The 24,919-nt window shown below is 70.3% G+C and carries 24 protein-coding genes and 2 pseudogenes; 22 read left to right on the plus strand and 4 right to left on the minus strand.

Annotated features, from left to right (window positions below):
* Positions 1-26: 26 nt before the first annotated feature.
* From H293_RS0120445 to H293_RS0120470, 6 genes are read left to right on the plus strand one after another with little or no spacing between them, the layout of a single operon-like run.
* Positions 27-1,670 carry a peptide ABC transporter substrate-binding protein gene (locus tag H293_RS0120445; RefSeq protein WP_020119714.1) on the plus strand — a complete coding sequence of 548 codons (1,644 nt, stop codon included), beginning with the start codon at positions 27-29 and terminating at the stop codon, positions 1,668-1,670.
* A gap of 7 nt (positions 1,671-1,677) precedes the next feature.
* A complete protein-coding gene (locus tag H293_RS0120450; protein WP_020119715.1) occupies positions 1,678-2,601 on the plus strand; it encodes an ABC transporter permease in 924 nt (307 codons plus the stop codon).
* Complete coding sequence (locus tag H293_RS0120455) at positions 2,594-3,562, plus strand: ABC transporter permease (protein ID WP_028808036.1); 969 nt, start codon at positions 2,594-2,596, stop codon at positions 3,560-3,562. Before H293_RS0120450 ends, H293_RS0120455 begins: the two co-directional genes overlap by 8 nt.
* 6 nt (positions 3,563-3,568) lie before the next feature.
* Positions 3,569-3,691: a hypothetical protein gene (locus tag H293_RS60200; protein WP_020119717.1), complete on the plus strand. Its 123-nt coding sequence runs from the start codon at positions 3,569-3,571 to the stop codon at positions 3,689-3,691.
* 11 nt (positions 3,692-3,702) lie between these two features.
* Positions 3,703-4,677 (plus strand): ABC transporter ATP-binding protein, encoded by a 975-nt coding sequence (locus tag H293_RS0120465; protein ID WP_020119718.1) that lies wholly within the window; start codon positions 3,703-3,705, stop codon positions 4,675-4,677.
* Complete coding sequence (locus tag H293_RS0120470; RefSeq protein WP_020119719.1) at positions 4,670-5,707, plus strand: ABC transporter ATP-binding protein; 1,038 nt, start codon at positions 4,670-4,672, stop codon at positions 5,705-5,707. Before H293_RS0120465 ends, H293_RS0120470 begins: the two co-directional genes overlap by 8 nt.
* A gap of 122 nt (positions 5,708-5,829) precedes the next feature.
* Here the strand turns inward: H293_RS0120470 and H293_RS0120475 are convergent, their stop codons facing one another.
* On the minus strand, positions 5,830-7,950 hold the full coding sequence (locus tag H293_RS0120475; protein ID WP_020119720.1) for a S9 family peptidase: 2,121 nt from the start codon (positions 7,948-7,950) through the stop codon (positions 5,830-5,832).
* 188 nt (positions 7,951-8,138) lie between these two features.
* On the opposite strand from H293_RS0120475, the gene H293_RS0120480 reads away from it, so the two are divergent.
* From H293_RS0120480 to H293_RS0120540, 14 genes and pseudogenes are all read left to right on the plus strand, one after another.
* Positions 8,139-8,333, plus strand: coding sequence for a hypothetical protein (locus H293_RS0120480; protein WP_007384493.1), 195 nt, complete (start codon positions 8,139-8,141; stop codon positions 8,331-8,333).
* A 958-nt stretch (positions 8,334-9,291) separates the two neighbouring features.
* Positions 9,292-9,879, plus strand: a pseudogene (locus H293_RS60205) (type I restriction endonuclease); the annotation flags it as partial.
* Positions 9,860-10,376: pseudogene (locus tag H293_RS54980) on the plus strand (ATP-binding protein). The pseudogenes H293_RS60205 and H293_RS54980, both read left to right, overlap by 20 nt.
* 140 nt (positions 10,377-10,516) lie before the next feature.
* Positions 10,517-11,416: a hypothetical protein gene (locus H293_RS0120490; protein WP_020119722.1), complete on the plus strand. Its 900-nt coding sequence runs from the start codon at positions 10,517-10,519 to the stop codon at positions 11,414-11,416.
* 67 nt (positions 11,417-11,483) lie between these two features.
* A complete protein-coding gene (locus H293_RS0120495; RefSeq protein ID WP_020119723.1) occupies positions 11,484-11,831 on the plus strand; it encodes a hypothetical protein in 348 nt (115 codons plus the stop codon).
* The gene (locus H293_RS0120500) at positions 11,828-12,085 is read left to right on the plus strand and encodes a hypothetical protein (RefSeq protein ID WP_020119724.1); all 258 of its coding nucleotides are present in this window, start codon (positions 11,828-11,830) and stop codon (positions 12,083-12,085) included. Before H293_RS0120495 ends, H293_RS0120500 begins: the two co-directional genes overlap by 4 nt.
* Positions 12,086-12,572: 487 nt before the next feature.
* The gene (locus tag H293_RS60210) at positions 12,573-12,905 is read left to right on the plus strand and encodes a hypothetical protein (protein WP_020119726.1); all 333 of its coding nucleotides are present in this window, start codon (positions 12,573-12,575) and stop codon (positions 12,903-12,905) included.
* 64 nt (positions 12,906-12,969) lie between these two features.
* Complete coding sequence (gene mshB / locus H293_RS0120510; protein ID WP_020119727.1) at positions 12,970-13,827, plus strand: N-acetyl-1-D-myo-inositol-2-amino-2-deoxy-alpha-D-glucopyranoside deacetylase; 858 nt, start codon at positions 12,970-12,972, stop codon at positions 13,825-13,827.
* Entirely contained in the window at positions 13,824-14,234 is a 411-nt protein-coding gene (locus H293_RS0120515; protein ID WP_020119728.1) for a DUF6113 family protein, read from the plus strand. Before mshB ends, H293_RS0120515 begins: the two co-directional genes overlap by 4 nt.
* A 158-nt stretch (positions 14,235-14,392) precedes the next feature.
* Positions 14,393-16,948 carry a membrane protein gene (locus H293_RS0120520; protein ID WP_028808037.1) on the plus strand — a complete coding sequence of 852 codons (2,556 nt, stop codon included), beginning with the start codon at positions 14,393-14,395 and terminating at the stop codon, positions 16,946-16,948.
* Between the two features lie 108 nt (positions 16,949-17,056).
* Complete coding sequence (locus H293_RS0120525; RefSeq protein WP_028808038.1) at positions 17,057-17,971, plus strand: ABC transporter ATP-binding protein; 915 nt, start codon at positions 17,057-17,059, stop codon at positions 17,969-17,971.
* Positions 17,965-18,723, plus strand: a complete 759-nt coding sequence (locus H293_RS0120530) for an ABC transporter permease (RefSeq protein WP_020119731.1) — start codon at positions 17,965-17,967, stop codon at positions 18,721-18,723. The genes H293_RS0120525 and H293_RS0120530 overlap by 7 nt, the downstream gene beginning before the upstream one ends.
* On the plus strand, positions 18,720-19,886 hold the full coding sequence (locus H293_RS0120535) for a sensor histidine kinase (RefSeq protein ID WP_020119732.1): 1,167 nt from the start codon (positions 18,720-18,722) through the stop codon (positions 19,884-19,886). Before H293_RS0120530 ends, H293_RS0120535 begins: the two co-directional genes overlap by 4 nt.
* Entirely contained in the window at positions 19,883-20,500 is a 618-nt protein-coding gene (locus H293_RS0120540; RefSeq protein WP_020119733.1) for a response regulator transcription factor, read from the plus strand. Before H293_RS0120535 ends, H293_RS0120540 begins: the two co-directional genes overlap by 4 nt.
* Positions 20,501-20,573: 73 nt before the next feature.
* On the opposite strand, the gene H293_RS0120545 is transcribed toward H293_RS0120540, so the two are convergent.
* Positions 20,574-21,425, minus strand: coding sequence for a transglutaminase-like and tetratricopeptide repeat-containing protein (locus tag H293_RS0120545; RefSeq protein ID WP_020119734.1), 852 nt, complete (start codon positions 21,423-21,425; stop codon positions 20,574-20,576).
* Positions 21,426-21,454: 29 nt separating this feature from the next.
* The gene (locus H293_RS0120550; RefSeq protein ID WP_020119735.1) at positions 21,455-22,465 is read right to left on the minus strand and encodes a GNAT family N-acetyltransferase; all 1,011 of its coding nucleotides are present in this window, start codon (positions 22,463-22,465) and stop codon (positions 21,455-21,457) included.
* A gap of 140 nt (positions 22,466-22,605) precedes the next feature.
* Between H293_RS0120550 and fdxA the strand changes: the two genes are divergently transcribed.
* Together fdxA and H293_RS0120560 are read left to right on the plus strand one after the other, a co-directional pair.
* Positions 22,606-22,923 (plus strand): ferredoxin, encoded by a 318-nt coding sequence (gene fdxA, locus H293_RS0120555; RefSeq protein ID WP_007384503.1) that lies wholly within the window; start codon positions 22,606-22,608, stop codon positions 22,921-22,923.
* A 110-nt stretch (positions 22,924-23,033) separates the two neighbouring features.
* Entirely contained in the window at positions 23,034-24,128 is a 1,095-nt protein-coding gene (locus H293_RS0120560; protein ID WP_020119736.1) for a bifunctional succinyldiaminopimelate transaminase/glutamate-prephenate aminotransferase, read from the plus strand.
* Between the two features lie 79 nt (positions 24,129-24,207).
* Here the strand turns inward: H293_RS0120560 and H293_RS0120565 are convergent, their stop codons facing one another.
* The gene (locus tag H293_RS0120565) at positions 24,208-24,663 is read right to left on the minus strand and encodes a hypothetical protein (protein WP_020119737.1); all 456 of its coding nucleotides are present in this window, start codon (positions 24,661-24,663) and stop codon (positions 24,208-24,210) included.
* Between the last annotated feature and the right edge of the window lie 256 nt (positions 24,664-24,919).

Raw genomic sequence — 24,919 nt, forward strand, 5'->3', positions numbered from 1 at the left:
ACAGCGCACTCACGAGGAGGCACTCCATGCGTGGAGCCACGCACGCCAGATGGGCCGCATGCGCGGCGGCGGTAGCCCTCGCGGCGACGGCCTGCGGCGGTGGGGACAGCGGCAGCGACAGTGGCGGCAGTGGTGACGGCGGCGCGGTCCTGAGCTCCTCGTGGGGCGACCCGCAGAACCCGCTGGAGCCGGCCAACACCAACGAGGTGCAGGGCGGCAAGGTCCTCGACATGATCTTCCGCAGCCTGAAGAAGTACAACCCGGAGACCGGCAAGGCCGAGGACATGCTCGCCGAGAAGATCGACACGAGCGACTCGCAGAACTTCACGGTCACCGTCAAGGACGGCTGGACCTTCAGCAACGGCGAGAAGGTCACCGCCCAGTCGTTCGTGGACGCCTGGAACTACGGGGCCTCCCTCAAGAACAACCAGAAGAACGCCTACTTCTTCGGCTACATCGACGGCTACGACAAGACCCATCCCGACGACGGCAGCAAGCAGACCGCCGACACCCTCTCCGGACTGAAGGTCACCGGCCCGAGGACCTTCACCGTCAAGCTCAACCAGAAGTTCTCGACCTTCCCCGACACCCTCGGCTACCCGGCCTACGCGCCACTCCCGCAGGCCTTCTTCAAGGACCACTCCGGCTGGCTGAAGAAGCCGGTCGGCAACGGGCCGTACACCATCGAGTCGTACACCAAGGGCTCGCAGATGGCCCTCAAGAAGTGGGACGGCTACAACGGCCCGGACAAGGCACAGAACGGCGGGGTGACCCTCAAGGTCTACACCGACAACAACACCGCCTACACCGACCTCATGGCCGGCAACCTCGACCTCGTCGACGACGTCCCGGCCGCCCAGCTCAAGAACGTCAAGAACGACCTCGGCGGCCGCTACATCAACAGCCCGGCCGGCATCATCCAGACCCTCGCGTTCCCGTTCTACGACAAGAACTGGAACAAGGCCGGGGCGGAGAAGGTCCGCACCGGACTCTCCCGCGCGATCGACCGCGACCAGATCACCGAGACCATCTTCCAGAAGACCCGTACCCCCGCCACCGACTGGACCTCCCCGGTCCTCGGCAAGGAGGGCGGCTTCCAGGACGGGCTGTGCGGGGACGCCTGCGACTACGACCCCGCCGCGGCCAAGAAGCTCATCAAGGAGGGCGGCGGGCTCCCCGGCGGCCAGATCAAGATCACGTACAACGCGGACACCGGCTCCCACAAGCAGTGGATCGACGCCGTCTGCAACTCCATCAACAACGCGCTCGACAACGACAAGGCCTGCGTCGGCAACCCCGTCGGCACCTTCGCCGACTTCCGCAGCCAGATCACCGCGAAGAAGATGAGCGGCCCCTTCCGGGCGGGCTGGCAGATGGACTACCCGCTCATCCAGAACTTCCTCCAGCCGCTCTACTACACCAACGCCTCCTCCAACGACGGCAAGTGGTCCAACAAGGACTTCGACAAGCTCGTGAACGAGGCCAACGCCGAGACCGACACCACCAAGGCCATCGAGAAGTTCCAGGCGGCCGAGAAGGTCGTACGGGACAACATGGCCGCCATCCCGCTCTGGTACCAGAACGGCAGCGCGGGCTACTCGGAGCGGCTCTCGAACGTGAAGCTCAACCCGTTCAGCGTCCCCGTCTACAACGAGATCAAGGTCGGCTGACCCCGCCATGGGACGGTACGTCGTCCGGCGTCTGCTCCAGATGATCCCGGTGTTCATCGGGTCGACCCTGCTGATCTTCCTCATGGTGAACGTGATGGGCGACCCCATCGCGGGCCTGTGCGGCGACAAGCAGTGCGACGCGGCGACGTCCGCCCAGCTCAAGAAGGAGTTCGGCCTCGACAAGCCGGTCTGGCAGCAGTACCTGACCTACATGGGGCACGTCTTCACCGGCGACTTCGGCACCGCGTTCAACGGCCAGAAGGTCACCGAGCTGATGGCGACGGCGTTCCCCGTGACCATCCGGCTGACGATCGTCGCGATCCTCATCGAGATCGTCGTCGGCATCACCCTGGGCGTGATCACCGGACTCAAGCGCGGCCGACCCGTCGACACCTCCGTCCTCCTCCTCAGCCTCGTCGTGATCTCCGTCCCCACCTTCGTCACCGGTCTGCTGCTGCAGCTCCTCCTCGGCGTCGAGTGGGGCTGGATCAAACCCTCGGTGTCCACGGACGCCGGCTTCGGCGAGCTGATCGTGCCGGGCCTGGTCCTCGCGTCCGTGTCACTGGCGTACGTCACCCGGCTGACCCGCACGTCCATCGCGGAGAACAGGCGCTCCGACTACGTCCGTACGGCGGTGGCGAAGGGGCTGCCGAGGCAGCGGGTCATCGTGCGGCACCTGCTGCGCAACTCGCTCATCCCGGTCGTCACCTTCATCGGCACCGACATCGGCGCCCTGATGGGCGGGGCGATCGTCACCGAGCGCATCTTCAACATCCACGGTGTCGGCTACCAGCTCTACCAGGGCATCCTGCGCCAGAACACCCAGACCGTGGTCGGCTTCGTCACCGTCCTCGTCCTGGTGTTCCTGGTGGCCAACCTGCTCGTCGACCTCCTGTACGCCGTCCTCGACCCCAGGATCCGCTATGCCTGAGTCCCAGGAACCAGAGGGTGCGATCGCCGGGACCGGAGCGGGTGGTGCGATGGATCTCGCGGTGAGCGAGGCGACCACCCTGGAGAAGGGCCCCGACGGTACGGGCCCCCAGGACAGGCCCCGCTCCCTGTGGTCCGACGCCTGGCGCGACCTGCGCCGCAACCCCGTCTTCATCATCTCCGCCCTCGTGATCGTCTTCCTGGTCGTCATCTCCCTGTGGCCGTCGCTGATCGCGTCGCAGAACCCGCTGAAGTGCGACCTGTCCAAGGCCCAGGAAGGCTCGCAGCCGGGGCATCCCTTCGGCTTCGACGGCCAGGGCTGCGACGTCTACACGCGCACGGTGTACGGCGCCCGTACGTCCGTCACGGTCGGCGTCTGCGCCACGCTGGGCGTCGCGATCCTCGGGTCGGTCCTCGGCGGCCTGGCCGGGTTCTTCGGCGGCTTCTCGGACTCGATCCTGTCCCGTACGACCGACATCTTCTTCGCGATCCCCGTGGTCCTCGGCGGCCTGGTGCTCCTGTCGGTCGTCACCAGCAGCACGGTGTGGCCGGTCATCGGGTTCATGGTGCTGCTGGGCTGGCCGCAGATCTCCCGCATCGCGCGCGGCTCGGTCATCACCGCCAAGCAGAACGACTACGTCCAGGCGGCCAGGGCCCTGGGCGCCTCCAACTCCCGCCTGCTGCTCCGCCACATCGCCCCGAACGCGGTCGCCCCGGTGATCGTCGTGGCGACCATCGCGCTCGGCACGTACATCTCGCTGGAGGCGACCCTGTCGTACCTCGGCGTGGGCCTCAAGCCCCCCACGGTCAGCTGGGGCATCGACATCTCCGCGGCCTCCGCCTACATCCGCAACGCCCCCCACATGCTCCTCTGGCCCGCCGGAGCCCTCGCCGTCACGGTCCTCGCCTTCATCATGCTGGGCGACGCGGTCCGCGACGCCCTCGACCCGAAGCTGAGGTGAGCGGACGTGCTGGTGAGCATGGGCGAGGGGCCCCACTCCGCGCCGCGGCCGTCGCAGACCCCGCCGGTCACCGTGCAGGCACCCGTCCCGCCCGGCGACGCGGCCCGCGACGCCCCGACCGGAAGCTGAGGTGAGTCTCCGTGCTGCTCGAAGTGCGTGATCTGCAGGTGGAGTTCAGGACCAGGGACGGGGTGGCCAAGGCGGTCAACGGGGTCGACTACGCGGTGGACGCGGGGGAGACCCTCGCGGTTCTCGGGGAGTCCGGGTCGGGGAAGTCGGTGACCGCGCAGGCGATCATGGGGATCCTCGACATGCCCCCCGGCAGGATCACCGGCGGCGAGATCCTCTTCCAGGGCCGGGACCTGCTGAAGCTGAAGGAGGACGAGCGGCGCAGGGTCCGCGGCGCCGAGATGGCGATGATCTTCCAGGACGCGCTGTCCTCCCTCAACCCCGTGCTCTCCGTCGGCGACCAGCTCGGTGAGATGTTCGTCGTGCACCGGGGCATGTCGAAGAAGGACGCGCGGGCCAAGGCCGTCGAGCTGATGGACCGGGTGCGCATTCCGGCCGCCCGGGAGCGCGTGAAGGACTACCCGCACCAGTTCTCCGGCGGCATGCGCCAGCGCATCATGATCGCGATGGCGCTCGCCCTGGAACCCGCGCTGATCATCGCCGACGAACCGACCACCGCGCTCGACGTCACCGTCCAGGCCCAGGTGATGGAGCTGCTCGCCGAGCTCCAGCGCGAGTACCACATGGGCCTCATCCTCATCACCCACGACCTCGGCGTCGTCGCGGACGTGGCCGACCGGATCGCCGTCATGTACGCCGGACGGATCGTCGAGCAGGCTCCCGTGCACGACATCTACAAGGCGCCCGCCCACCCCTACACCCGCGGACTCCTCGACTCCATCCCCCGTCTCGACCAGAAGGGGCAGGAGCTGTACGCGATCAAGGGACTGCCGCCCAACTTGATGCACATCCCGCCGGGTTGCGCGTTCAACCCCCGGTGCCCGATGGCCCGGGACGTGTGCCGTACGGACGTGCCGCCTCTGTACGAAGTCGGCGACAGACGGACCAGTGCCTGTCACTTCTGGACGGAGTGCCTCAATGGTTGATCCGATCCTGGAAGTGGGTGGACTGGTCAAGCACTACCCGTTGACCCAGGGCATCCTGTTCAAGAAACAGGTCGGTGCCGTCAAGGCCGTGGACGGTGTGGACTTCACGCTCCACAAGGGAGAGACCCTCGGCATCGTCGGGGAGTCCGGCTGCGGCAAGTCGACCGTCGCCAAGATGCTGGTCAATCTGGAACGGCCGACGCAAGGGTTGATCAAGTACAAGGGCGAGGACATCACCAAGCTCTCCGGCAAGGCGCTGAAGTCGGTCCGCCGCAACATCCAGATGGTCTTCCAGGACCCGTACACCTCCCTCAACCCCCGGATGACGGTCGGCGACATCATCGGGGAGCCGTACGACATCCACCCCGAGGTGGCCCCCAAGGGTGACCGGCGCAAGAAGGTCCAGGACCTGCTGGACGTCGTGGGTCTCAACCCGGAGTACATCAACCGCTATCCGCACCAGTTCTCCGGCGGCCAGCGCCAGCGCATCGGCATCGCGCGCGGCCTGGCCCTGCGCCCCGAGGTCATCGTCGCCGACGAACCGGTCTCCGCCCTCGACGTCTCCGTCCAGGCCCAGGTGATCAACCTCCTCGACCGGCTCCAGAGCGAGTTCGAGCTGTCCTACCTCTTCATCGCGCACGACCTGTCGATCGTCCGGCACATCTCGGACCGGGTCGGGGTGATGTACCTCGGGCGGATCGTGGAGATCGGCCGGGACGCGGAGATCTACGACCATCCGACGCATCCCTACACCCAGGCGCTGCTGTCCGCCGTGCCGGTGCCCGACCCGGAGGCCCGCGAGCACCGAGAGCGGATCATCCTCACCGGCGACGTCCCGTCCCCGACCAACATCCCGTCCGGGTGCCGCTTCCGCACCCGCTGCTGGAAGGCCCAGGAGCGCTGCGCCCTGGAGGTCCCGGCGCTCGCGGTGCCGGCGGAGTTCCGGCACACGAGCGGACCGGCCGCGCACGACTCGGCGTGCCACTTCGCGGAGGAGAAGCAGGTCGTGCCGGCGGAGGAGACGGAGTAACACGGAGGCAACTCGGCCGACCCGGTTCCGATATACGGACGCGTCAGTCTCTAAGACGTACGGCCGTGCGGGTGCCGTAAGCGGGCCGGGACGCGCCATGTCGTCCCGGCCCGCTGCTGTGCCTACGCCCTTCCCAACGACCGCTTCAGGAAGTCCAGCTGAAGCCGCAGCAGGTTCTCCGCGACCGTCTCCTGCGGGGTCATGTGGGTCACGCCGGACAGGGGCAGCACCTCGTGCGGGCGGCCCGCGGCCAGCAGGGCCGAGGACAGGCGCAGGGAGTGGGCGACCACCACGTTGTCGTCCGCGAGGCCGTGGATGATCATCATCGGGCGGTGCGGTTCGGCCGCCTCGACCAGACCCTCGTCGTCGACCAGAGAGTTGCGGCGGTAGACCTCCGGCTGCTCGTCCGGGTGGCCGAGGTAGCGCTCCTGGTAGTGGGTGTCGTACAGGCGCAGATCGCTGATCGGGGCGCCGACCACCGCCGCTTGGAAGACATCCGGGCGGCGCAGCGCCGCGAGGGCCGCCAGATAGCCGCCGAAGGACCAGCCGCGGATCGCGACCCGGGAGAGATCCAGAGGGAAGTCCTCGGCGAGCGCCTGGAGCGCGTCGACCTGGTCCTGGAGGGGCACCGCCGCGAGGTCGTCCCGGACGGCCTTCTCCCAGGCGGGGGAGCGGCCCGGGGTGCCCCGGCCGTCGGCCACGACCACCGCGAAGCCCTGGTCGGCGAACCACTGCGAGGTGAGGTGCGCGTTGTGCGCGGCGACCACCCGCTGTCCGTGCGGACCCCCGTACGGGTCCAGCAAAACCGGAAGGAGGCTGTCACCGGCGTAGTCCTGCGGCATAAGCACGGCGCACGGGATTCTGCGTGCGCCCCCCTCGGTGAGCGTCACGCGCGGGGTCAAACCGGGATCTTCCGCGTATGACGTGACAGTCGCCGTCTCCTTGCCGTCGCGCAGTACCCGCGCGCGGGCGCCCGGCCGGTCGAGGGTCGCCGACACCAGCACGGTCACGCCCCCGGCGCGCACCGCCGAGTGCGCGCCGGGCTCCTGCGACAAGCGCTCCACTCCGAGCTCGTTCACCCGGTAGACGTGCACCTCGCCCAGCTCCGGGGACTCGGCCTCCGTGCCGGCCGACGCCGAGACCAGCACGTCGTCCCGCGTGACGTCCAGCACCGCGCGGATGTGCAACTGCGGTCCGGTCAGCGGCCGTTCACCGACCGCGAGCACCCGCGCGCCGCCCTCGTCGGCGATCCGCACGAGCTGCCCCGAGGGGCTCCAGCAGGGCACTCCAGGGAAAAGATCCAGCCAAGTTGGATCTTCGTCCGCGTGTACCATCCGGGTCGCGCCGGACTCCGGGTCCACCGCCAGATACAGCTGACTGCGCTGGTCGCGCGCCTGTACGAGCAACAGCGGGGCACCCGCGGCTGACCAGTGCACATGGGCCAGATACGGATACCGCTTCCGGTCCCAGGAGACCTCGGTGCGCGACCCGTCCAGGGCGAGCACGAACAGCCGTACGTCCGCGTTGGGGGTGCCCGCGGCCGGGTACGGGACGTGGTGTGGCTCACGCTCCGGGTGGGCCGGATCGGAGATCCACCAGCGCCGCACCGGCGTGTCGTCCACGCGCGCGACCAGCAGCCGATCGGACTGCGGCGACCACCAGAAGCCCCGCGACCGGCCCATCTCCTCGGCCGCGATGAACTCCGCGAGGCCGTAGGTGACCTGATCCGACTCCGGAGCGGCCAGCGTCCGGTCGTCCTCGCCCTCGGCGCCCACGACCCGCAGGGAGCCCCGGGCGACGTACGCGACGTGCCGTCCGTCGGGGGCCGGGCGGGGGTCGATCACCGGTCCGGAGACGGGCAGTTCACGTGCCGTCCCGGCCCGCAGCTCCGCCGTGAAAAGCCGCCCTGACAAGGCGAAAGAGGCCAACTCGACCGCCGTGTCGGTGGCATAGCCGACGATGCCGGCACCGCCCTCGCGGCTGCGCTCGCGGCGCGCCCGCTCCGCGGCCGACAGGCGCTCCTCGGTGCCGTCCAGGAGGGCACGCGGGTCGGCCGCCACGCGCTCCCCGCCGTCCGCCGCGTCGAGCACCCACAGCGAATTGGCCCGGTTCGTGCCCGAGTTCGAGCGCAGGAACACGACACGCGATCCGTCGGGCGCCACGGTGAACGCGCGCGGCGCGCCGACGGTGAAGCGCTGGGTACGGGCGTGCCGGCGGGGAAAGGAGTCAGGCTCGGTCGTCATGCCCCGACCATATTGGCCATGCGCCCCCTTGTGCGGCCGTGCGCCGACGGATGCGCAGGCCCGGATAGTTATGATCACTACCGCATAGTGGGTATGAATCCGCTGGCTGCTGTATGGATTTATCTGCCCCCATAGTTCCGTTCCCGTCCGACCCCCCACGTCCCTGGGTTCTTTGGAGGTGAGCCGCCGTGGCACTCTCGATTTCGGCGGTGGTGCTGCTGGCGATCATCGTCTTCTTGTTGGTCAAGAAGTCGGGCTTGAAGGGCGGTCACGCGGTCGTGTGCATCCTGCTCGGCTTCTATCTCGCGGCTTCCTCGATCGCACCGACGATCAGTGAGCTGACGACCAACATCGCGGGCATGATCGGCAGTATCAAGTTCTGACCTGTCCCGGCACTTGGGCTCCGGACCGTGGCTGACCGGAGCCCGCCTCATGCCGACCTGTTCCGTTCCTTCGTGGTTCCCGGCTCCGTAAGCTTGGCGGATCCAGGACAGGCGAAGGACGGCGCAGCGGCGCGTGGACAGGGACAACGTTGACGATCGACTCCGGACGCTGGCGAAGGCGTCGTCCAACTTCGGACGGTTGTACGGGTATCAGCCCCTCCTGGCCATCTACGGCTCGCAGGCGGAACTCACCGTCCTGACAAATCCGAACGCCGCCTACGTCAGCGCCGGGCAGTTCGGCGAGGTCCTGGCCGAGGAGTTCGTCGCCCGTACCGGCACGCGGGTCGAGGGCACGACCCAGTTCGACCGCCTCAACGCCCTCACGCGGGCCGGGGTGCTCGTCGGCTGGAGTCGTGAGGCGTTCGACAAGCTGCGCCGGGGCCGCAACGACGCCGCGCACAACCATCTCTTCGACACGACGAAGGCGCTCGAAGCGCTGAAGCTGTGCTGGCAGTTGGGTGACCTCTTCGACCGGGCCATGGGCGGGACACGGACTGTGTCCGCCTTCGTGCCGCCGACACTTCCGGCTGATGCCCAGTCCGCCGACCCCGAGGAAATCGCGGAGCTCCAGGAGGCGCTGGAGGGGCATCGACGGTCGCTGGCCGAGTCACGCGTCAAGCTGTCCGAGAAGAGCAACCGTCTGGAGGCCGAGCGGCGGGCACGTGCCGAGGCCGAGGCGCTGATCGCGAGCGCGCAGCAGCAGAAGTCGGCATACGCCGCCGAGATCGAGGACTTGAGGGCCCAGGTCGCCGAACTGCGGGTGGCCCACCAGCAGCAGTACGACCGCGAGCGCCTGCAGCCGCGCAAGGTCGCCTCCGCGGCCCGTGAGGCCATCGTGGAACGCGCACAGCGCCCCGCGCCCCTCAACGAGGTGCAGGCGCGCAAGAAGATCGACGCGATGCTGACCACGGCCGGCTGGTTGATCCAGAGCAAGGCGGAGGCCAATCCTCTCGCGGGGCAGGGCGTCGCCGTCGAGGAGTTCACCCTGGCCACTGGCCGGGCGGACTACGTCCTGTATGTGGACGGCAAGATCGTCGGTGTCATCGAGGCCAAGCGGGAGGGTACGCCGCTCGCTGGGGCCCTTGCGCAGAACGAGCGGTACGCGGCCGGTGTGCTCAAGGAGCACGCCATGGCCGTGTGGCGGCGGGAGGAACTCTTCGCGTTCCGTTACGTCAGCACAGGTACGGAGACGTACTTCCTCAACCGCGTCGACCCGGACGCACGCTCGCGTGAGGTTTTCGCCATCCACCGACCCGAGACCATCGCGACGTGGATGAAGCGGGCCGACGAGGAACCGGACGCGCCCACCTTCAGGGCGGCCCTTCGCACGAGGCTGCCGCTCCTGGAGACGCACGGCCTGCGCATGGCCCAGGTCGACGCGATCACGAACCTTGAGGGCTCACTGGCCGCCGACAAGCCGCGCGCCCTCATCCAGATGGCGACGGGCGCCGGCAAGACGTTCACCGCTGTCACGCAGACGTACCGCCTGCTGCGCCACGCGGTCACCAACGCCCCGAGGAGCCCGCCTCGCCCGACTCCTCGCCACCGAGCAACTCCGGGCATGGGGAATCCCTTGGACCCGGCGGCACACATCGTGGCCGAGCTCGCCGCCAACGCCGCCACCCACAGTCGTATCCCCGGGAGGGACTTCCGACTCACCCTCTACGTTGTCGGCGACACCCTCCGCATCGAGGTCACCGACACCCGGAGTGACCGCCTCCCGCAGCTCCAAGACCCCACCGCCGACGCCGAGCCCGGCCGAGGCCTCGCCCTCGTCGACGCCCTCGCCGACCGCTGGGGCACCGCCCCGGGGCCGTACCCGTGCAAGACCGTCTGGGCCGAACTCGAAGTCGCCCCGCCACCGGAACCCGACTGCTCGTGCTCCGGTGCGAGGGGCGCTCTTCCCAAAGGAACACGATGGTGAAAGCACCTCACCAAGCCCCACCCCTCCCGCCCGTCGCCTCCGCTCACCCTCGCGAGTGAACATCGCCAACTCGAGTGGATTCCCGGCCCCTTGCCTGCCCTACGCTCAGCGCAACACAACCGCAGACATGCGACGGCCCCCGCCGGGACTGCAATCCCAGTGCGAGGGCCTGACCACCGAGGAAGTTCGGAGCTTCCTGATGGACACCGAAAACCTTAGCGCGCCCCCGCACGCCCAGTCCCGTCCTGCCGCCAACAAACCCCCGAACCGGCGACGACCCCACTCCAGCGGCGGGCTCATCCACGACAACACCCGCCACACCGAGCGCTTCACGGTGATCGGCAACCACCTCGCCCAGCACCCGGAACTTTCCCTGCTCGCGATCGGGCTCGGCGTCCACCTCCAGTCCCTCCCCAAGGGCGCCCAGGTCGACATCAAGACCCTCACTGGCCGCTTCCCCGAGGGTGCCACCCGTATCGCTGCCGCCCTGCGTGAACTGGAAGACCACGGCTACCTGCGGCGGAAACGCGAGCGAGTCCCCGACGGGCGGATCATCACTCGGACGATCTCCTGTAACCAGCCGGGACGTAACCAGCCGGGACGCGACCTTCACGCCGACCGAGAAACCACGCGGTCGGCCCACCCGACACCGCAGACGGCGAAGAAGAAGCCGGCGCCCCGCAAGAGGCCGCTCCCCGCCGTCCCGCCGCCCGGTTGCAAGGCTCCCGCGCTCCTCCAGCAGGCAACCGACCTCCTCGCCGACCTCCGCCGCCACGACTCCCGGCTGCTCCTCTCGGCCTGCGACACGGCCCACCTGGCTCCCGGCGTCGCCGCGTGGCTGGAGCGCGACGTCACCCCCAGCGCCGTACGTCACGCACTGACCAGCGATCTGCCGGACGAGCCCCTCCGCCGCCCAGCAGCCCTCCCGGCTCACCGCCTCACAGCTCAGCTGCCGCCCCTGCCCCCGTTCCGCGCCCCTGCCCCGCCACCAGCGACGCGGCACCCCTTCCAGAACTGCGACGGCTGCCACCGTGTCTTCCGCTCACCCATTCCAGGACGGTGCCGTGACTGCCGCATTCCCGCTGCCCCCGCCACCTGAGCCCGTAGTGCCGGGCCCCCGTCCCTCAGCCCGGCTACGCTGGCCGGGGCATCTTCTGGAGGACACCATGAGCACTCAGGCCGACCACGGGCACGAGCTGATCCCTCGCCCCGAACTGACTCCCGAAGCTCTGCGTGCCGCTCTTGCCGTCGTTGCTCCAGACCGCCTGGACGAGATGCAGGTCATGAAGGACGACGCCTTCGCCAAGGCGGTTGAGTGGCAGTCTCTGAGTCCTGTCCAGAGCTGGGTCCTGATCTGGGCCAAGGAGATCGAGATCGCCCGTCGGCCGGACCTGTCCACTCGCTACGCCCAGGCGCAGAGCAACCTGGAACACGAGGACCCGGCCATCGCACGGGAAGCCCTTCGCGAGCTGAGCGCGGTTCTCGAAGAGGCGCTGAAGGCAGTTCGCGAGTGAGCTGGAAGTGGGAGTACGCATTCGGCGCCGAAGAGACCGCCCGTGCCATTCCGTCAGATTTCCTGGCCGCCGTCGAACGTGCTGCCGACGAACTGGTCAGGGCAGCTGAAGCTCTTCATATCCATGGCCGGGCTCACGAGGGCCTCGATCCGAAGGGCGGCCACATCATCGTCTCCGGTGGCTGGTTCCTGTATCAGGTCGTCGTGCGTAGCGAGCGGGTCTACGTCGTCCAGATCACCTACCTGGGTTTCTAGGCGCACCCGAGGTCTGAGGGGTGAGATCCGGAAATGGAGGGACCGGAATCGGACACCTTGTTCCGAGCCCTCCCGTCCGGCTTGACTCACCCCGGTGCCCCTCCGGGATCGTGCTCCTGGGGATCATGACGGAGAGTCGCACGGGGGTTACCCATGGCCGTTCCCAGACCGCAGACGCGTCAGTTCGAGGCATTCATGACGAACCTGTCGTATGCGCGGCGCATGGTCGAAGCGGGCAGGATGCTGACCCCGCTCAAGTCACCCTCGATCGACATCGACGACTTCTACCGGGCGGCCTGGGTGCAGGCGGTGGCCGCCATCGACCACTGGCTGCACGAGGAAGTCCTGCGCCGAGTCGCCGAGTTGTCAGCCAAGGACAGCCCCGACATGCCGTACCACCTGAGGGCCTACGAGTTGCCGCTGCACACGATCGAGGCGGTGAGGCGTGGCGACGTCACGGTGCCCGACGCTGTCGTGGAGCACCTGCGTGACAAACTCGCGGCCCAGTCGCTCCAGCATCCCGGAAAGAAAGATCTCCGAGGTTCTCAAACTCGTCACGGAGAAGAAGGTCTGGTACGAGGCCGCGGGCTGGATCAACCAGTCGTTCTTCCAGGGACGCACCTCACTGAACGAAAAGAAACTTCGCAGTCGCTATCTGGAGATCACGCAGCGGCGCAACAAGATCGCACACGACGCCGACCTGATCGACGGTGATCTGGAGCAGCGCCGTCCCATCGACGAGGCGAGCGTGAGTGACGCCATCGACTGGATCGAACGTATCGCTCTCGCCATCGCCCACGTCGTCGACGACCAGGAGTGACTCAAGGGCGCGGCAGGTGACGGGTGGGCAGGGGAGGCGGCCGGAGGCCTCGTAGGCTGGGGCCATGACGGAACAGCCCGCTCGGCGTCTTCTCCTGGTGCACGCGCACCCGGACGACGAGTCGATCAACAACGGCGCGACCATGGCCAGGTACGCGGCCGAGGGAGCCCGGGTGACCCTGGTCACCTGCACCCTCGGCGAACTCGGCGAGGTCATCCCGCCCGAGCTGCGGCACCTGACCGGCGTCGCTCTCGGCGAGCACCGGCGCGGCGAGCTCACCGCGGCCATGCGTGAACTCGGCGTCGCGGACTTCCGCCTGCTCGGCGGCGCCGGGCGCTACCAGGACTCCGGAATGATGGGCCTCCCGGAGAACGACGACCCCGCCTGCTTCTGGCAGGCCGACGTCGACGAGGCGGCCCGCCATCTCGTCGAGGTGATCCTGGAGGTGCGCCCCCAGGTCCTCGTCACCTACGACGACCACGGCGGTTACGGCCACCCCGACCACATCCAGGCCCACCGCGTCGCCATGCGCGCCGTCGAGCTCGCCGCCGGCGCCGGATGGCAGATCCCGAAGGTCTACTGGAACCGCGTCCCGCGCGCGATCGGTGAGCGGGCCTTCGCCCAGCTCCACGCCGACCTGCCGGGCCTCCCCTTCGCCAAGGCCGCCGTCCTGGACGACGTACCGGGCGTGGTGGAGGACGAGCGGATCACCACCGAGATCGACGGCACCGCGTACGCCACCGCCAAGAGCGCCGCGATGGCCGCCCACGCGACCCAGATCGACGTGTCCGGAGCGTACTTCGCGCTCTCCAACGAACTCGCGCAACCTCTTTTCACCACCGAGTACTACGAACTGGTGAGAGGGGAACCCGGGGACACCAGGGAGACCGACCTGTTCTCCGGGATCGAGGGCGCGTCATGAGCGACCGTACGACGATGCCGGCCCAGCCCCTGCAGCGCCCCTCCGCCGGACGGGTCGCCGCCTACCTCGGCCTTTTCGTGCTCGGGGCGGTCGTGGGGCTCGCCGGAGCGCTGGTGCAGGGCGGCTGGTTCCCGGGCGGACTGCTGCTCGCGCTGCTCGGCGAGGCCGGACTGCTGCTAGGCGGGGCACGCGCCACCGGCAGCCGGGCCGGAGCCGTCGCGCCCGCAGGCGGCTGGATGCTCGCCGTCATCTTTCTCACCACCAGCCGTCCGGAAGGCGACTTCGTCTTCGCCGCGGGAAGTGGCTCCTATCTCTTCCTGCTCGGCGGCATGGCTGTGGCTGTGATCTGCGCCACCCTTGGGCAAGGGCGGCAACCGGGCGGCGACGCCGTCCGACTTGGCAAGTGACGTACCACTTCTCCGCATCGCGCGCGTGCGAGTCCCGTGTGGGTTTCCCCAGCGGTCGTGGGATACAGGCCAGAAGTGGCCAGTATGGTGGTGCGCGCCGCCGGCGCCCGAAGCAGTGAGGTCGAAACGGGCGGCGGAGCCAACCGGGAGAACCTGCCTTGAGTCGTGAAACTGACAGTCCGTCCTCCGGGCCCAACGGGCGCGGCGGAGCCGCCTACCCCTCGGGCACGCCGCCGTACGGGACGCCCATGGCTTCCGACGGCGGTCCGGACGCGGGCCGTTCGGCCACGCAGCCGGAGGAACGCAAGACCGAGACCACGCTGACGACCCGGATCCGGATCAACATCCCCGGTTCGCGGCCCATTCCGCCGGTCGTGGTGCGTCAGCCCGTCGCGGAGACGGAGAGTTCCGGTGACAGCCGTCCGGAGGCCGAGGCGCCGACGCCGAGTCCCTCCTCGACCACCGGCACCGTCGAACTGCCCGCCGAACCCGCCCCGCCGACCGCCGAGGAGAAGCAGAGCGACTGGTTCGCGCCCCGCAAGTCCGGCCCCGCCAAGGGCGGTCCGGGCGCGGGTGCGAGCAACGGAGCCGGTCTGCCGGGCGGTTCGGGCGCGGGTGCGCCCGCTGCCGACGGCACCGGCGCGTCCGGCCCCCGTCACGGTGGCGCCGGCGCGGCCGCGCCCGGCGGTGCGCGCCCCGGTGCCGGGCGCCCCGGTGGGGTGGTCGGTTCGATGAGCGTGCCGGGCGGTTCCCGTTCCGGCGCCACGAACGGCGCCGGGCTCCCGGGTGCCACGGGCGGCCCGGTGGCTCCGGGCCACGGCGGCGGCACCGGCTCCTTCGACGTCACCGAGGCGCTGAACGCAGGCCCGCTGGGAGGCGGCCAGCGCGGCAGCGAACCCCGCCGCGACGAACTGCCGTACTTCGCGGAGAACGGCAACGGCTCGGGCGGCCCCGGCGCGGAGAACGGTCAGGGCGGCTACGGCGGGCAGGACGGCCTGAACGGCCAGGACGGCCTGAACGGACAGGGTGGCTACGGCGGCCCCGCCGGTGGTCCGAACGGTCAGAGCGGCTTCGGCGCGCCGGGCGGGCCCGGTGGCCCGGCCGGACCCGGCGGTCCCGGCGAGCAGAGCGGTCAGATCGACTACGGCGGCCAAGGCGGCCGGATCGACTACGGCGGCGGTTTCGGCGGAACGCAGGGCCCCGGCGGCCCGGGCGGGTCACAGGGGCCCGCGGGTCCGACGGGCGGCCCGGTCACCGGCGACGGCCCGGTCGTGCCGCCCGCAGGACCGGACCCCTTCGCCAGGGCCGAGTCCTTCGGCGGCGAGCCCTTCAACGGTCCCGACGGCTTCAACAACGGCCAGGGCGGCGGCGGACGCGGCCCAGGCGGCCCAGGCGGCCCCGGCGGATCCCGCGGCCCGGGCGGTTCGGGCGCTCCCGGCACCCTCGGCGGCCCCGGCACCCTCGGTCGGCCTGGCGGCCCCGGCGCGCCCGCGCCCGGCGGCGCTCCCGGTGCCGGTCTCGGCCCCGGTGGCGGTCTGAGCGACGACACCGCGATCCTCACCCCGCAGAAGCCGGCCCCGGGACCGGGCGCCCCCGGTTACGGCGCCCCGGACAACGTCTCCGGGCACACCGTCACCAGCGGCATGCCGGTCGTACCGTCGGGCGCCCAGAACGCCCCCTTCGGACCGGGTACCGACGGCCGTACGCCTCCGAAGCTGCCCGACACCGCGTCGCAGGAGGCCCCGGCCGCCGCGCCGAAGAAGAAGAAAAAGAAGGGCCGCAGCAAGCTGGCGATGGTCGGCGGCACGGTGGTCCTCCTCGGCGTCGGCGCCTACGGCGCCGGTCTCCTGATGAACCGCTCCGACGTGCCCAAGGGCACCACCGTGCTCGGCGTGGACATCGGCGGCGGCACCCGCGACGACGCGGTCAAGAAGCTCGACGACTCCCTCGGCGGCCGGGTGAACGAGGCCCTGAAGCTGTCGGTCGGCGGCGACACCGTCTCGCTCAAGCCGGACCAGGCGGGGCTCCAGCTCGACGACCAGGCCACGGTCGCCGCGGCCGCGAAGAGCGACTACAACCCGATCTCGGTCATCGGCTCCCTCTTCGGCAACCACCGGGTCGTCGACCCGGTCATGCCGGTCGACGAGGAGAAGCTCCAGGCGGCCCTGGAGGACGCCTCGGGCGGTGCCGGCTCGGCGACCGACGGCACGATCAAGTTCGTCAACGGCAAGGCCGTCGCCGTGTACGGCAAGGCGGGCAAGGGCATCGACGTCGCCAGGTCGACCACCGCGGTCGAGGAGGCGTACCGCACCCAGGTGGAGACCGGCACCGCGGGCAAGGTGACGCTGCCGACGACCACCAAGCAGCCGACGATCTCGAACGCCGAGGTCGACCGGATGATGAAGGAGTTCGCCGAGCCCGCGATGTCCGAGCGCGTCACGATCCGGACCGACGCGACGCACAGCATCGACTTCGGCTCGTTGTCCCTGCCGAAGATCCTCGGGTTCAAGGCGGTCGACGGCAAGCTCGTGGAGACGTACAACCTCGAAGCGCTCAAGGAGGCGTACGGCGCCACCTTCGTCGGTGTGAAGATCGACGGCGCGAGCGGCAAGCGCGACGTCCTGCCCGAGGACGTGGCCTCCGCCCTGCGCAAGGCACTGCGCGGCAAGACGGCGGCCGAGCGCGTCGGGGTCATCGACACGAACCCGAGCTGACCGCTCGGCGGACGGCGCACCGGAGTGCCGCAGACATGACATCTGTCATGCGGCACTCCGGACGGCCGACACTGCCCGCCACCGCACCCGCGAAGCCACCATGGCCGTATGACAACGACAGCCCCGGTGGTCGCCTTCGACCAGGTGAGCAAGGCATACGGCGAGGTACGCGCCGTGGACGGACTGGACCTGACCCTGCGCCCGGGCGAGACCGTGGCGCTGCTCGGTCCCAACGGCGCCGGCAAGTCCACCACCCTCGACCTGCTGCTCGGCCTCAAGCAGCCCGACAGCGGCAGCGTCCGGCTCTTCGGCACCGGCCCGCGTGAGGCGATCGTCGCCGGGCGCGTGGGCGCGATGCTCCAGAGCGGCGGCATGATGGACGAGGTCACGGTCGCCGAGCTGGTACGCCTCGCCTGCGACCTGCACCCGAAGCCGTACCGGCCCACCGAGGTGCTGTCCCGCGCGGGCATCGCCCAGATCGCCGACCGCAAGGTCAACAAGCTCTCCGGCGGCCAGGCCCAGCGGGTCCGCTTCGCCCTCGCGACCGCCGGCGACAGCGACCTGATCGTCCTGGACGAGCCGACCACCGGCATGGACGTCACCACCCGCCAGGCCTTCTGGGCCACCATGCGCGAACAGGCCGACCAGGGCCGTACGGTCCTGTTCGCCACCCACTACCTCGAAGAGGCCGACGCCATCGCCGACCGGGTGCTCGTCCTGCACCGGGGCCGCCTCCTCGCCGACGGCACCGCCGCCGAGATCAAGGCGAAGGCGGGCGCCCGCAGGATCGCCTTCGACCTGGAGGGCACGATCGACGAGGGGCCGCTGCGCGCACTGCCCTTCCTCACCTCGATCGACATAAGCGGCCAGACCGTCCGCATCCAGTCCACCGACGCCGACGCGACCGTCCACGCCCTCTACGGCCTAGGCGTCTACCCCCGCAACCTCGAAGTCGCCGGGCTCGGCCTGGAGCAGGCCTTCGTCGCCATCACCGAGGCCGAGGAGGCCCGTACCTCATGCTGAATACATTTGCTTCGCGGGGCCTGATCAAGCTGGAACTCGTCCGCGCCCTGCGCAACCGCAAGTTCCTGTTCTTCTCGGTGCTCTATCCCTCGGTGCTGTTCCTGATCATCGCGGGCGGCTCCGGGACCACCGACAAGGTCGACGGCACCGGTCTGACGGTCGCGACCTACATGATGGTCTCGATGGCCTCCTTCGGCGCCCTGACCGCCGTCCTGATGGGCAACAGCGAGCGCATCGCGAAGGAGCGGGAGGGCGGCTGGGTACGGCAGTTGAGGCTGACCACGCTCCCCGGTCACGGCTATGTCCTCGCCAAGACGGCGAGCGCGGCCGTGGTGAGCCTGCCCTCGATCGTGGTCGTGTTCGTCGTCGCCGCGACCGTGAAGGACGTACGACTGGACGCCTGGCAGTGGCTCGCCCTCACCGGCGCGATCTGGGCCGGCAGCCTCGTCTTCGCCGCGCTCGGCGTGGCCATCGGCTACCTCGCCACCGGTGACGCGGTCCGCCCGATCACGATGATCACCTACTTCGGGCTTTCGATGCTGGGCGGCCTGTGGATGCCCACGACGACCTTCCCGCAGTGGCTCCAGGACATCGCCAAGTGGCTGCCCACGCACGCGTACGCTGCCCTCGGGCAGGCCATCGAACAGAGCCGCGCCCCGCACGCGCAGGATCTCGCCGTCCTGGCCGTCTCCTTCGTCCTGTTCGCGGGCGGCGCGGCCTGGCTGTACCGGAAGGACACGTTGAAGGCGTGAGCGGCACCGGCGTCGGGATCGGGCAGCGCCCCGAGACCCGCAAGCAGATGATGGTCAAGATGCTGTGGACGGGCATCTGGCTGGTTTATCTGAGCGCACCCGTCTCGGACCTCCTGCACGGCGGCCACGGTGCCGTGGCCGTCGTCCTGGGCTGGCTCGGTCTCGCGGGCTTTGTCGCCTGGTACCTGGCCCTGCTGTTCAGGACCGGCCGCCGCAACGCCCAGGAGTTCGTGCTCGTCTCCCTCGCGGTCCTCTCGGCCGAGTCGACCCTGCTCGTCCTCACCCTGGGCCGTGAGTGGCTCGTCCTCTTCGTGTACGTGTCGATCGCGTCCGGCGCGGCCCTGCCGCTGCGGCTCGCCCGCTGGACCATCCCCGTCGCGTCCGCCCTGATGGCGGGCCTCGCCCTGATCGTCGCCGACGGCTCGGACTACATCGGCGCGCTGCTCATCCCGGCCCTGCTCGGCGGCTTCGCGATGACCGGCGTACGCGAACTCGTCCGTACGACCATCGAGTTGCGGGAGGCCAGGGCCCGGGTCGCCCAGCTCGCCGCCAACGAGGAGCGGCTGCGCCTGGCCAGGGATCTGCACGACCTCCTCGGCCACTCCCTGTCCCTCATCACCCTGAAGAGCGAACTGGCGGGCCGGATGCTCCCCGCCCACCCCGACAGGGCGGCCCAGCAGGTCGCCGACATCGAACAGGTCAGCCGGCAGGCCCTGGTGGACGTCCGCGAGGCCGTCTCCGGCTACCGCCGTGCCCGTCTGGCCGCGGAACTCGCGGGCGCTCAGGTCGCGTTGACGGCCGCCGGAGTCACCGCCACCCTGCCCGCCGAACCCGACCTCGCCGGCGTGCCCGAGGAGAGCGAGTCGGCCCTGGCCTGGGCGCTGCGCGAGGCGGTCACCAACGTCGTACGGCACAGCGGCGCCCGCGGCTGCACGGTGGAGCTGCTGCACCGACAGACCCTCGACGGGCCGCGGCTCGAACTCACCGTCGAGGACGACGGTTCCGGCGGCGCGGGCAACGCTCCCGGGAACGGCCTCACCGGGCTCACCGAACGCCTGGAGAAGGCCGGCGGCACTCTGGAGGCCACCGGCACCCGGCGTGGCTTCCGGCTGGTCGCCCGCGTGCCCGCCGGTTCCGCGGCCGACGTAGGATCCGCCTCATGACGAGCCGCACGATCAAGGTCCTGCTCGCCGAGGACCAGTCGATGGTCCGCGAGGCCCTGGCCGCCCTGCTCGGCCTGGAGGACGACATCGAGGTCGTCGCCCAAGTGGCCCGCGGCGACGAGGTCCTGGCGGCGGCCCGCGCCCACGACATCGACGTGGCCCTCATGGACATCGAGATGCCGGGTGCGACGGGCATAGAGGCGGCGGCTCAGCTCCACAAGGAACTTCCGGCGGTCAAGCTGGTCATCCTCACGACCTTCGGCCGCCCCGGCTATCTGCGCAACGCGATGGAGTCGGGCGCCGACGCCTTCCTGGTCAAGGACGCCCCGGCGGCCCAACTGGCCGAGGCGGTACGCAAGGTGCTGGCGGGGGAGCGGGTCATCGACCCCACGCTCGCGGCGGCGGCCCTGGCGGATGGCGCGAACCCCCTGACGGACCGCGAGCGCGGGGTCCTGCGAGCGGCGGCCGACGGTTCCACGAACGCCGAACTGGCGCAGACCCTTCACCTGTCCCAGGGCACGGTCCGCAACTACCTGTCGACGGCGATCCAGAAGCTGGCGGTACGGAACAGGGCGGAGGCAGTCCGGATCGCAAGGGAAAAGGGCTGGCTGTGACCCACCCAGGGGCGCGGGGAACTGCGCGACCAGCCCCCACCGGTCCGCACACGCCGCACACGCCGCACAACGGTCAGTTCAACATCGATCGCGCGGCCCGTGCCTGCTGTCGCAGACGACCCGCAGCCGCCTCGTCCACCGCGGCCACCACCCCCGCGTAGGCCTCCAATTCCCCGGCTCCTTCGACGAAGTCACCCCGCTGCACGAGCAACTGCGCCCGTTCATACCGAAGCCGCGCCGGATGCGAAGGCAGCAGCAGGGCCAACTCCACGGCCCACAGGCCCACGTCGGATCGCTCGGGCCGAGCCGCGGCCCACGCGCGGACGTTGTTCAGAATCCTCTGGACCACGTCCAACGGATCCGCCGGACCCAGCATCGACGGATCCAGCGAACCCCCCGTCGCCCCGGCGACCAGCACCTCCGCGTCACCCCCGCTCAACACCCTCCCCCCGTCGAAGGGATCGGCCAGCACCTGCTCCTCCGGCGGCCCGAACCCCACCACGAAATGCCCCGGCAGAGCGACCCCGTACACGGGAGCTCCCGCCCGCCGGGCCACCTCCATCCACACCACCGACAACAGGATCGGCAACCCGCGCCGCCGCACCAGCACCTCGTGCAGCAACGAGGACTCCAGCCGCTGATAGTCCGCGGCGGAGCCGCGGAACCCGCACCGGTCGCCCAGCAGCTCCCGCAACGACACCGCCCACGACCGCGGCCCGCCCGGCCGGAACGGCAGCTGTCCGGCCAGCGCGTCGAGTTCGATCTGGGCCGCGTCGATGCCGGCCTCGTCGAGCGCCCCGTCGCCCTCCGCCCCCAGGAGCAGACACAGCGCGGACAGATCGGGCCGCTCGGACCGCGCCTCTTCGGCGAACCGCCTCCGGAGCTCGGCGGAACGATCGGGCGAGGGGGGAAACGGGGGACGCATAGCAGGCTCGTGCCCTTTCACGGCGATCGCTACCACCGGGCCCCGCCGGAGACGTCCGGCTCGCGGTAGTGGTGGTAGGCGTGGTGCGCGGCGAACCCCATCCGCTCGTACAGGGCCCGCGCACCGGCATTGTCCGTCTCGACCTGGAGCCAGGCGGCCGACGCCCCCTCGTCGAGGGCGCGCTGTGCCAGGGCCGCCATCACGGTCGAGGCCAGCCCCCGTCGCCGTAGCGCGGGATCCACCTCGACCGCCGCGAACCCGGCCCACCGCCCGTCGACGACACACCGCCCGATCGCGGCCGGCGCCCCCTCACCGGGAACGGTGGCGAACCACACCGACGGGCCGCTGTTCAGGACCCGCAGCGCCACCTCGCTCACCCCCTTGCGCTGATAGCGCGCCAGCCAGGCGTCGTCGGCCTCCCGGGACAGGAGCACCTCCTCGTCGGGCGACCGGTCGGCGACCGGCGCCAGCGCCCCGGTCCACAGCTCCGCCGTCACCTCTCGCGTCCACCCGCGCTCCTCCAGCTCGGCGCACAGCACCTCCTGCGTGCCCGCGGCGCCGGTCGCGGTCTGTATGTACGCCGGCAGACCGCGGTCGCCGTACCACCGTCGTACGGCGGTCAGGGCCTCGTCGAGGGGCAGGCCGGGGTCGCCGAGCGGGAGGACGGAGTTGGCGCGGCGGGTGAACCCGGAGGCGGCGCGCAGCTCCCACTCGCCGAGCCACTCGCTCTCGACGGGCCGCCAGCCGCGCGCGGTGATCCGGGCCAGCTCCTCGTACGAGGCGGCAGGCCCTCGGCGGCGGGCCGGCTCGGCGGGCACGACCTTGCCCGCGACCAGCGCGGACTCCGGAATGCGGACGCTCTGACCGTCCCGGCGCGTGATCATCAGCACACCGTCGTCCCATGATGTGAGAACACCCACCGTGTCGGTGAACTTCTCCCCGGTGCCGCCGGTTTCGTCCAGGCACCGCACGGATACCCGTTTGCCCACGTCAGCTGCGGAGATACGGACGATGAGACGCCCCGCGGCGGAGATTTCCACAGGTCAGTTCACCCCTCCTGTTCGGATCATGCCCAGGAACGGAGATACTAGGGGCGGGCATCGACGACGCCGCGCTCCCGCGCGCGAGGCGGCGGAGCCTGAGGAGGCCCGCCAGCGCCCTATGGAGGAGGAACGACAGCGTGACCTACGTCATCGCGCAGCCTTGTGTCGACGTGAAGGACAAGGCCTGCATCGAGGAGTGCCCGGTCGACTGCATCTACGAGGGCTCCCGGTCCTTGTACATCCACCCGGACGAATGCGTCGACTGCGGTGCCTGTGAGCCGGTCTGCCCGGTCGAGGCGATCTTCTACGAGGACGACACTCCGGACGAGTGGAAGGACTACTACAAGGCGAACGTCGAGTTCTTCGACGAGCTCGGCTCGCCCGGCGGCGCCAGCAAGCTGGGTCTGATCGAGCGGGACCACCCGTTCATCGCCGCGCTGCCGCCGCAGGCCTGATCAGACGGCACCTTTCCGTGTCGCCTCGGTCCCGTACGGCCTGATCGCCCCCGATCCCGGCCTGCGGGACCGACGTGTTTCCCGTACGACCCGAAAGTGAGCCCGACGCCGTGTCCGCAGTCTCCGACCGCCTTCCCACCTTCCCCTGGGACAAGCTGGAGCCGTACAAGAAGACGGCTGCCGCGCACCCCGGAGGCATCGTCGACCTGTCGGTCGGCACCCCGGTCGACCCGGTCCCCGATCTCGTCCAGAAGGCGCTGATCGACGCGGCGGACTCCCCGGGCTACCCGACGGTCTGGGGCACCCCGGCCCTGCGTGACGCGATCACCGGCTGGGTGGAGCGGCGCCTGGGCGCCCGCGAGGTCACCCACCGCCACGTGCTGCCGATCGTCGGCTCCAAGGAACTCGTCGCCTGGCTCCCCACCCAGCTGGGCCTCGGCCCCGGCGACCGGGTCGCGTACCCGCGCCTGGCCTACCCGACGTACGAGGTCGGCGCGCGCCTCGCCCGGGCCGACCACGAGGTCTACGACGACCCCACCGAGCTGGACCCGGCGGGCCTGAAGCTCCTGTGGCTCAACTCGCCGTCCAACCCGACCGGCAAGGTGCTGTCCAAGGACGAGCTGACGAGGATCGTCGCCTGGGCCCGGTCCCACGGCATCCTGGTCTTCTCCGACGAGTGCTACCTGGAGCTGGGCTGGGAGGCCGACCCGGTCTCGGTCCTGCACCCGGACGTCAACGGCGGCTCCTACGACGGCATCGTGGCCGTCCACTCGCTGTCCAAGCGGTCGAACCTCGCGGGCTACCGCGCGGCCTTCCTCGCGGGTGACCCGGCCGTCCTGGCGCCCCTCCTGGAGATCCGCAAGCACGGCGGCATGATGACCCCGGCGCCGACGCAGGCCGCGGTGGTGGCGGCCCTCGGCGACGACACCCACGTCCGCGAACAGCGCGAGCGCTACACGGCTCGCAGGTCGCTGTTGCGCGAGGCCCTCCTGCACCACGGCTTCCGCATCGAGCACAGCGAGGCCAGCCTCTACCTGTGGGCCACGCGGGACGAGTCCTGCTGGGCGACGGTCGCCCACCTGGCCGACCTGGGCATCCTGGTGGCCCCGGGCGACTTCTACGGCGCGGCGGGCGAGAGGTTCGTACGGGTCGCGCTGACGGCGACGGACGAGCGGGTGCGGACGGCGGTCGAGCGACTGGCGTGACCTGCTCCGGATGCGGCGACCGGACACGCCGAAGGGGCCCGGGGAGTTCCCCGGGCCCCTTCGCCGTATGCGCGGGGTACTAGCCGAGCGGGAGGCTCTTCACCGGCAGGGTGTCAGCCGACGGCAGGCCGCCGCCCTTGGTGACGGAGTCGGTCGGCAGGCCGCCCTTCGTCGCGGTGGAGGTGGTGTCACCGAGGACACCCCCGGCGGAGCCCGCGGCCTCGCCCGCCGTCTTCTGCGCGACCGGCGCCGCCTTCTTCACGGCCTTGCCGCCGGCCTTGCCCGCGGACGGCACCGCCTTCTCGACGGCCTTGCCGCCCGTCTTGCCCGCGGTCCCGGTCAGGTTCTGCGCCGTGCCGTCCACCGTGTTGCCGACGTGCGCCCCGTCCAGAGCGGTCAGCCCGCCGAGGTTCGGAGTGGCGGGCAGCGCGGCAGGGGCCGCACTGGCGGAGCCGGCCGCACCGACCCCGGCGGCCGCTCCGGCAGCGACGAGCAGCGCGGCACGGGCGATCCTGCGGGTCAGGGGGAGGGACATGTTGCTCCTTCGACGGAGGAAACGTTGCTAGGACGCCGTGACTACCGCTCGAAGCCGTCGAAGGTTGCGGACGCGCAATGTAAAGAGTTGGTAATGCGTCGCATTATCACCTGCGGATAAAAACGGGCAAAAAGCTTCCGGTCTGAAAGTCCGCCGAATCCTTGTCGCCCTGTGTTCGCAAGGGATTTCGCGGATAAGGGGGTGAGGTGACGAAAACCTGCGCACACCCGCTCCGGCGGTGGCCGGACGAGACCCT

Source organism: Streptomyces canus 299MFChir4.1 (assembly GCF_000383615.1).
GTDB lineage: Bacteria > Actinomycetota > Actinomycetes > Streptomycetales > Streptomycetaceae > Streptomyces > Streptomyces canus_C.

Bases quoted from the DNA above. Each gene is read 5' to 3' on its own strand.
- H293_RS0120475 (WP_020119720.1), bottom strand. From the start codon at position 7,950: ATGACGACCGAGCCTGACTCCTTTCCCCGCCGGCACGCCCGTACCCAG.
- H293_RS0120540 (WP_020119733.1), top strand. From the start codon at position 19,883: ATGACGAGCCGCACGATCAAGGTCCTGCTCGCCGAGGACCAGTCGATG.
- H293_RS0120495 (WP_020119723.1), top strand. From the start codon at position 11,484: ATGAGCACTCAGGCCGACCACGGGCACGAGCTGATCCCTCGCCCCGAA.
- H293_RS0120565 (WP_020119737.1), bottom strand. From the start codon at position 24,663: ATGTCCCTCCCCCTGACCCGCAGGATCGCCCGTGCCGCGCTGCTCGTC.
- H293_RS0120490 (WP_020119722.1), top strand. From the start codon at position 10,517: ATGGACACCGAAAACCTTAGCGCGCCCCCGCACGCCCAGTCCCGTCCT.
- H293_RS0120530 (WP_020119731.1), top strand. From the start codon at position 17,965: ATGCTGAATACATTTGCTTCGCGGGGCCTGATCAAGCTGGAACTCGTC.
- H293_RS0120450 (WP_020119715.1), top strand. From the start codon at position 1,678: ATGGGACGGTACGTCGTCCGGCGTCTGCTCCAGATGATCCCGGTGTTC.
- mshB (WP_020119727.1), top strand. From the start codon at position 12,970: ATGACGGAACAGCCCGCTCGGCGTCTTCTCCTGGTGCACGCGCACCCG.
- H293_RS0120515 (WP_020119728.1), top strand. From the start codon at position 13,824: ATGAGCGACCGTACGACGATGCCGGCCCAGCCCCTGCAGCGCCCCTCC.
- H293_RS0120455 (WP_028808036.1), top strand. From the start codon at position 2,594: ATGCCTGAGTCCCAGGAACCAGAGGGTGCGATCGCCGGGACCGGAGCG.
- H293_RS0120445 (WP_020119714.1), top strand. From the start codon at position 27: ATGCGTGGAGCCACGCACGCCAGATGGGCCGCATGCGCGGCGGCGGTA.
- H293_RS0120545 (WP_020119734.1), bottom strand. From the start codon at position 21,425: ATGCGTCCCCCGTTTCCCCCCTCGCCCGATCGTTCCGCCGAGCTCCGG.
- H293_RS0120470 (WP_020119719.1), top strand. From the start codon at position 4,670: ATGGTTGATCCGATCCTGGAAGTGGGTGGACTGGTCAAGCACTACCCG.
- H293_RS0120525 (WP_028808038.1), top strand. From the start codon at position 17,057: ATGACAACGACAGCCCCGGTGGTCGCCTTCGACCAGGTGAGCAAGGCA.